Here is a 6974-nt window from a genome sequence, read left to right as displayed (position 1 = left end):
CCGTGGTGGCGTCGGCGGCGGCGCTGCCGGTGCTGGGCGCCGACGGCGCGCAGGGCGGAGCCGCCGCCGCGGGCGTGGCGTCGATTTCGTTCGACATCCCGCTGCGCGACGCGCGCGACGCGTTCGAGCGTGCCTACTTCGAGTACCACCTCGCACGCGAGAACGGCAGCATGACGCGCGTGGCCGAGAAGACCGGCCTCGAGCGCACGCACCTGTACCGCAAGCTCAAGCAGCTCGGCGTGGACCTCGGCAAGAGCAAGGGCGAATGAAGTAACTTTTTTGCGAAAGCACTTGCGCGGCTCCGTCAGGCCCGCTATACTCTTCTTTCTTCGTTGGCCCGGTAGCTCAGTTGGTAGAGCAGCGGATTGAAAATCCGCGTGTCGGTGGTTCGATTCCGCCCCAGGCCACCAGAATGCAGCCCCAGGAGATCGTACGATTCCTGGGGCTTTTTCGTTGTCTGGTGGGTTTCGCGATGTTGTTGACTCCTGCCCGGACCTGTTGTCGGTGACGACGCAGTCGAGCGCCAGGCGTGACCCATGCGGGCGGGATATCAGCGGTATAAAGTGACGCCGATATCCACAAAAAAGCTGCGCCCTATACTGCATTGGCCGGCGAATGTCAGATCAGGCCGGTCCGTGCGGCGGGTTTCCAGGGCTTGCGACCGCGCGGAACCTCTCAACACGGAGTTTCACGGTGACTCGAACAGAACCCAGGAACGGCGCGCTCGTGCTGTTTTCCGGCGGCCAGGACTCGGCTACGTGCCTTGCATGGGCGCTCGACCATTACGACACCGTCGAGACGCTCGGCTTCGATTATGGTCAGCGTCATCGCGTCGAACTGGAATGCCGTGAAGGCTTTCGCGCGGCCATCGCGCAGGCGTTCCCCGCGTGGGGCGAGCGTCTCGGCGACGATCACATGATCGATCTCGCCGTGCTCGGCTCGATCAGCGACACGGCCATGACGCGCGAAATCGAGATCGAAACGGCGGCAAGCGGCTTGCCGAACACCTTCGTGCCGGGCCGCAACCTGATGTTCATGCAGATCGCTGCGGCGATCGCCTACCGGCGCGGGCTCAAGTTCCTCGTGGGCGGGATGTGCGAGACTGACTTCTCGGGCTATCCCGACTGCCGCGACGACACCATGAAGGCGCTGCAAGTCACGCTCAATCTGGGCATGGACAGCCGCTTCGTGATCGAGACGCCGCTCATGTGGCTCGACAAGGCCGACACATGGCGCCTCGCAGAAAAGCTCGGCGGCGAAGCGCTCGTCGAGCTGGTGCGCGTGGAAACGCATACGTGCTACGTGGGCGAGCGCGCCGAGCTTCACGAGTGGGGCTTCGGCTGTGGCGAGTGCCCGGCATGCAAGCTGCGCAAGCGCGGCTACGAAGCGTACCTCGCGGGCGAGAAGGTGACGGAAGCGCCGGTCTGAAGCCATGACGGGTGCGAGCCGCACGCGATGGCAGCGATGCCGCGTGGCGGTACGAGTGGGGCCGCGCACGGGCGGCGCGCCCCGCGAACAGACGATCAGCGCCCGAAATAACCCGCTCCCCACGCGTCGACACGCGGGGAAAACGATCAGGCAGCAGCATGACTTACGCGGTAAAGGAAATTTTCTACACGTTGCAGGGCGAAGGCGCGAATGCCGGGCGTCCGGCCGTGTTTTGCCGGTTCGCCGGCTGCAACTTGTGGTCGGGCCGCGAGGAAGACCGTGAAGCGGCGGTCTGCCGTTTTTGCGACACCGATTTCGTGGGCACCGATGGCGAGAACGGTGGCAAGTACCGCACGCCCGAGGAGCTCGTCGCGATGATTGTGTCGCTCTGGCCCGAAGGCGAAGGCAACCGCTTCGTCGTCTGCACGGGTGGCGAGCCGATGCTGCAGATCGATCAGCCGTTCGTCGATGCGCTGCACGCGGCCGGCTTCGAGATCGCCATCGAGACGAACGGCTCGCTGCCGGTGCTGGAAACCATCGACTGGATCTGCGTGAGTCCGAAGGCCGATGCGCCGCTCGTCGTCACCAAGGGCAACGAGCTGAAGGTCGTGGTCCCGCAGGACAACCAGCGCCTCGCCGACTATGCGAAGCTCGATTTCGAGTATTTCCTCGTCCAGCCGATGGACGGCCCGTCGCGCGACCTGAACACGAAACTCGCCATCGACTGGTGCAAGCGCCATCCGCAATGGCGCCTTTCGATGCAGACTCACAAGTACTTGAACATTCCCTGATTTTTGCTCCGAATAGTGCCGTGCTGACGATCACCCGAAAACTCGAATTCGACGCGGGCCACCGCATTCCCGACCACCGCAGCCAGTGCCGCAATCTGCACGGGCATCGCTACGTGCTGGAAATCACGCTGCAAGGCGACACCGTCGAGACGGAAGGCGCGCCCGACCGCGGCATGGTGATGGACTTCGCCGACGTGAAGGCGCTCGCGAACCAGCATCTCGTCGATCTCTGGGATCACGCGTTCATCGTCTTCGAAGGCGACACGCAGGTGCGCGGTTTCCTCGAAACGCTGCCGGGCCACAAGACGGTCGTGATCGACCGCATCCCGACCGTGGAGAACCTCGCGGCCATCGCGTTCGAGATTCTTGCGAACGTCTACGACGCGCATTACGGCGTGAATCTGCAGCTGCACAAGGTGCGTCTGTACGAGACGCCGAACTGCTGGGCCGAAGTTACGCGCAGCTAGGGCCTGTTATTAGCGGGAACAGGCCCTAAGGTTCGATCGCGCCCCGCAAGCCCGGGTTTTCCACCCGGCTTGCGAACTTTTGTCGCGGTATGATCGCTCCGGCAAGGCCACGCATCCGACGCGCGGCCCAATAACACAACGGAGCGAGACATGCCGGATGCGGCGCTGCCGGGCCGCCAGGCCCGCGCGGGACGCGCGCGTCCCGCAGCCTCGCCGGGAGCACGGCGATGAGCACCTTCACCAATCCCCTCAAGGAACGCCTCAAGGAAGCCGAGCCGCTCTATGGCCTGTGGCTTTCGATGGGCAGCGAGACCGCCGCCGAGGCGCTCGCGCATGCCGGTTTCGACTGGCTGCTGATCGACATGGAGCACACACCCAACGACAGCGGCGACGTCATCGCGCAACTGCGCGCCATCGCGGCGGCGCATTTGCCGACCGAGCCCGTCGTGCGCCTGCCGGCCAACGAGCCATGGTTCGTCAAGCGCGTGCTCGACGCGGGCGTGCGCACGGTCATGTTTCCCAACGTGGCGTCCGCCGACGAAGCCGCCCGCGCGGTGAGCTACACCCAATATCCCGATGCGAATATGCCGAACGGCCAGCGCGGCGTCGCGGGGGTGGTGCGCGCAGCCGCCTACGGCATGCGGCGCGATTATCTGCATGGCGCGAACGCGCAAATCGCCTCGATCGTGCAGATCGAATCGGCGGCGGCGCTGGCCGAGGTCGAAAAGATCGCGGCGGTGCCGGGCGTCGATTGCCTCTTCGTCGGGCCCGCCGATCTGGCCGCGAGCCTCGGCCATCTCGGCGATTCGAAGCACCCCGACGTCGCTGCCGCGATGACACGCATCGTTGCCGCCGCGCGCGCGGCGGGCGTGGCGGCGGGCATCTTTGCGATGGATGCCGCGCAGGCGAAACAGTATCGCGAGATGGGCTTTAACTTCGTTGCGCTGGCCGCCGATGTCATCTGGCTCATGCGTGCGACGCGCCAGGCGCTGCAGGAGGCAAGGTCATGAGGGGTCCGAAAGTGTTGCTGGCGCAGCTTGCCCGCGTGGCGGCGACGGCTTGTGTCGCCGGTACGGCGCTGGGCGCGAGCGGCTTCGCAGTAGCGGCAGGCGCCGCTGGGGCGGCGAGCGCAGCGCCGGCCACCGCGCCCACGCCCGTCGCGGATGCGCAGTCCGATCCACAAACGGCCAATGCCGTGGCCGACTACAACGCCGGCAATCTTGCCGCTGCGCGCGCCGGATTCCAGGCCGCCGCCGCACGCGGCAACCGGCTCGCGGAGTTCAACTACGCGATGATGCTGGTCAACGGCGAAGGCGGCGCCGCCGACGTGGGCGAGGGCCGCAAGTGGCTGCGCAAGGCCGCCGACGCGAACATGTCTCACGCACAGTACGTGTACGGCAAGATGTACGACGATGGCGACTTCGTCGAGCGCGATCCGGCAGAGGCGCATCAGTGGTTCCTGAAGGCCGCGAAGCAGGGACACGTGCAGGCCGAGCTGGCGCTCGCGAACCAGTACCTCGACGGGCGCGGCACGTCGCGCGACAACAAGCAGGCGTTCTACTGGTACAAGAAGGCCGCTGAAGGCGGCGACATGACGGCGCAGTACGTGACCGGCTCGTTCTACGAGCGCGGCGGCGACGGCGTGCCGAAGAACCTGAACGTCGCGCGCGCCTACTATGCGGCGGCGGCGGCGCAGGGCGACCCGGTTGCGCGGCTCAAGTATCAGCAGTTGAGCACGCAACTGATGAAGTCGGCGCCGCAATAGACATGCTGGACACGACGATCATCGACTTCACATAGCGATCCCGGAAATGTAAATGCGCCGTGTAAGACGGCGCATTTCATCGGGAGCTTTGCGAGGTAGCACACGCCATGTCTTGCTGTCACGTGTGCATCAATTTTTCAGCGGCATACTCTGAAGCAATAACGCTTGCTGCAATCCGGCGAAGAAATTCGAGATTCCCTGCGCACAACACGCCAAAAAATACTATTGCGACTAATTCGACGGCAACAATCAACGCGCAAACTGGATTGGCGGCGATAACGGAGCAGTAAAATAATCGTGATATCTGATCGAAATGATGTGATCTGGAGAATTCGATTTCATCGATTTCGGTAGCCGATTTTTTGCTATTCCTCGATATCATCAAGCGAATGCCTGATAGCGGTAAAACAAAGATGGCAGAAAATACCAGAGCTCCGTTATATGCATTATCCAGGCAAAAGCGAATGTACTCGCGATCGAATGCCGTCAATCCGGGCGACATGGATAGTCTCTCACCTTCTCTCGCAAGCTTCAATCTGTATGGCTGTACCGCTATTGCCAGGCGCAATACAAAGAAAAGATATGTCGCAACCAGCATCAGTATCGAACTGGTCCAGAGCAAAATCCTGAGTGCTTCGCTCATTTTGCATCCTCCACCTTGGGTTGTGCGTCCTCCGTCATCGGCTTTTCTCGTGACTCCCGCCTCTCCAGCGTAAACGCATCCTTAAGACGGTCAAGTGGGGCGATTATGCATCTTGAAATTATTGCCAACATGAGAACTGCCGCTGCGATAGTCACCGACATGGTTAGAATGAACTCGAGCGGTTTATCACTAGCAAAATCTACAAGCCGGATCGCCGCGTCGCCCATTGTCGCGCCATACGCCATATCGTCCTCGATTTGACTTGCGGCTCAATTACAATGCTGCGAATAATAGCAACCGCCTTATCTCGCAACACTCCGCAAATCAAGTCGATCGTGCGATGACTGAATATCGCTCAGCTCTTGACGGGAAATCCTACCACTCATTTCTTCAAATTCATCGTCCTACAGATAAAATTGACAATTATCTGTCAGGTATAGAGGCCAGGCGATTCCAGCCGAATTGAAGTGGCGGCCATCAACAAACATTATCAGCTGCCTATGCGTTGCATAGGCCATACGCTGACAGTAGTCGAAATTCTCTCGCCTTGGCAGTGCGCGCAGGACGCGCACGGGTTATTGCCTAGCTCTGCATGAGCCGCTTTTGCCGCCCGACGCTCATGATCAGCCCGATGGCGACGCCGAGCGTCGTGAGCGCGGTGCCGCCATAGCTCATGAACGGCAGCGGCACGCCCACCACGGGCAGGATGCCGCTCACCATGCCGATGTTCACGAACGCGTAGGTGAAGAACGCCATCGTGAGCGAGCCGGCCAATAATCGCCCGAACAGCGTCGCGCCGTTGGCGGCGATATAGAGTCCGCGTGCGATCAGGCACATGTAGAGCGTGAGCAGCACGATCCCGCCCGCCATGCCGAACTCCTCCGAGAACACCGCGAAAATGAAGTCGGTGTGCTTTTCGGGGATGAACTCCAGATGCGACTGCGTGCCCTTGAGCCAGCCCTTGCCGAGCGGGCCGCCCGAGCCGATCGCGATCACGGCCTGAATCGTGTGGAAGCCCTTGCCGAGCGGGTCGGAGGTGGGGTCGAGCAGCGTGCAGATGCGGTGCTTCTGGTAGTCGTGCATGAGCGGCCAGGTCACCTGCGGCTGGCAAATCCTGTCCTGGAAGGCGGCGATCGACCCCACTGCGATGACGCAGGCAATCAGCACGGGCACGATCAGCTTGAACGAGAGCCCCGCGAAATAGATCACGAAAAAGCCCGCGGCGAACACGAGCACGGCGGTGCCGAGGTCCGGCTGCTTGGCGATCAGGCCCACCGGCACGAGCAGGATCACGAAGCCGACCAGGAAGTCGTACCAGCGCATCACGCCTTCGCGGCGCTGGTAGTACCACGCGAGCATCAGCGGCGTGGCGATCTTGAGGATCTCGGAGGGCTGGATCACGACGCCCACGTTGATCCAGCGCTTGGCGCCCTTGCGCGTGAGGCCGAATAGCGCGACCGCTATCAGCATCGCGATGCCGAACGTGTAGACCGGCACGGCGAAGCGCATCAGCGTGGTGGGCGGCACATTGGCGAGCGCCCACATCAGCACGAAGGTGAGCATGATGTTGCGCAGCTGGTCTTCGACGCGGCCCGGCATGTCGAGCGTCGCGCTATAGAGCGTGACGATGCCCACGCACAACAGCAGGAACACCGCGAGCGCGAGCGGGCGGTCGAAGCCCTTGAACATCTTGCGCAGCGCCTCGAGGGCGGCGCGCTTGTCGATCTTGTCGAACTGGAAGAAAGGCATGGGAATTCCTTACTCGTCGATGCCGCCCGTGGCGGGCTTGGGCGGCGGCGCGAGCGTGGCCGCTTCGGGCGCGCTGGCGGGGCGGCGCGGGCGATGCGGACCGGGGCCGAAATGGCGTTGCAGCGCGGTTG

General features: G+C 62.8%; 8 protein-coding genes and 1 tRNA gene. 7 read left to right on the top strand and 2 right to left on the bottom strand.

Going from position 1 to position 6974, the window contains the following annotated elements; translation table 11 throughout:
• From BO1_RS47735 to BO1_RS47705, 7 genes are all read left to right on the top strand, one after another.
• The coding region (locus BO1_RS47735) for a helix-turn-helix domain-containing protein (protein ID WP_028223625.1) at window positions 1-269 on the top strand (269 nt) is incomplete at its 5' end.
• 65 nt (window positions 270-334) lie between these two features.
• Window positions 335-410 (top strand) — tRNA-Phe (locus BO1_RS47730).
• A 283-nt stretch (window positions 411-693) separates the two neighbouring features.
• Window positions 694-1428: a 7-cyano-7-deazaguanine synthase QueC gene (gene queC, locus BO1_RS47725; RefSeq protein WP_028223624.1), complete on the top strand. Its 735-nt coding sequence runs from the start codon at window positions 694-696 to the stop codon at window positions 1426-1428.
• 158 nt (window positions 1429-1586) lie between these two features.
• A complete protein-coding gene (gene queE / locus BO1_RS47720) occupies window positions 1587-2219 on the top strand; it encodes a 7-carboxy-7-deazaguanine synthase (protein WP_028223623.1) in 633 nt (210 codons plus the stop codon).
• A gap of 23 nt (window positions 2220-2242) precedes the next feature.
• Complete coding sequence (queD, locus tag BO1_RS47715; RefSeq protein WP_028223622.1) at window positions 2243-2686, top strand: 6-carboxytetrahydropterin synthase QueD; 444 nt, start codon at window positions 2243-2245, stop codon at window positions 2684-2686.
• Between the two features lie 227 nt (window positions 2687-2913).
• Window positions 2914-3696 carry an HpcH/HpaI aldolase family protein gene (locus tag BO1_RS47710; RefSeq protein WP_028223621.1) on the top strand — a complete coding sequence of 261 codons (783 nt, stop codon included), beginning with the start codon at window positions 2914-2916 and terminating at the stop codon, window positions 3694-3696.
• Window positions 3693-4451, top strand: coding sequence for a tetratricopeptide repeat protein (locus BO1_RS47705; protein WP_028223620.1), 759 nt, complete (start codon window positions 3693-3695; stop codon window positions 4449-4451). The genes BO1_RS47710 and BO1_RS47705 overlap by 4 nt, the downstream gene beginning before the upstream one ends.
• Window positions 4452-4569: 118 nt before the next feature.
• On the opposite strand, the gene BO1_RS60020 is transcribed toward BO1_RS47705, so the two are convergent.
• Window positions 4570-5094: a hypothetical protein gene (locus BO1_RS60020; protein WP_156992807.1), complete on the bottom strand. Its 525-nt coding sequence runs from the start codon at window positions 5092-5094 to the stop codon at window positions 4570-4572.
• Between the two features lie 582 nt (window positions 5095-5676).
• Window positions 5677-6843 carry a rod shape-determining protein RodA gene (gene rodA, locus BO1_RS47695; RefSeq protein ID WP_043289198.1) on the bottom strand — a complete coding sequence of 389 codons (1167 nt, stop codon included), beginning with the start codon at window positions 6841-6843 and terminating at the stop codon, window positions 5677-5679.
• Between the last annotated feature and the right edge of the window lie 131 nt (window positions 6844-6974).

The sequence above is a fragment of the Paraburkholderia oxyphila NBRC 105797 genome (assembly GCF_000685075.1).
Classification (GTDB): Bacteria; Pseudomonadota; Gammaproteobacteria; order Burkholderiales; family Burkholderiaceae; genus Paraburkholderia; species Paraburkholderia oxyphila.
This window is presented reverse-complemented; position numbering and strand designations above follow the sequence as displayed.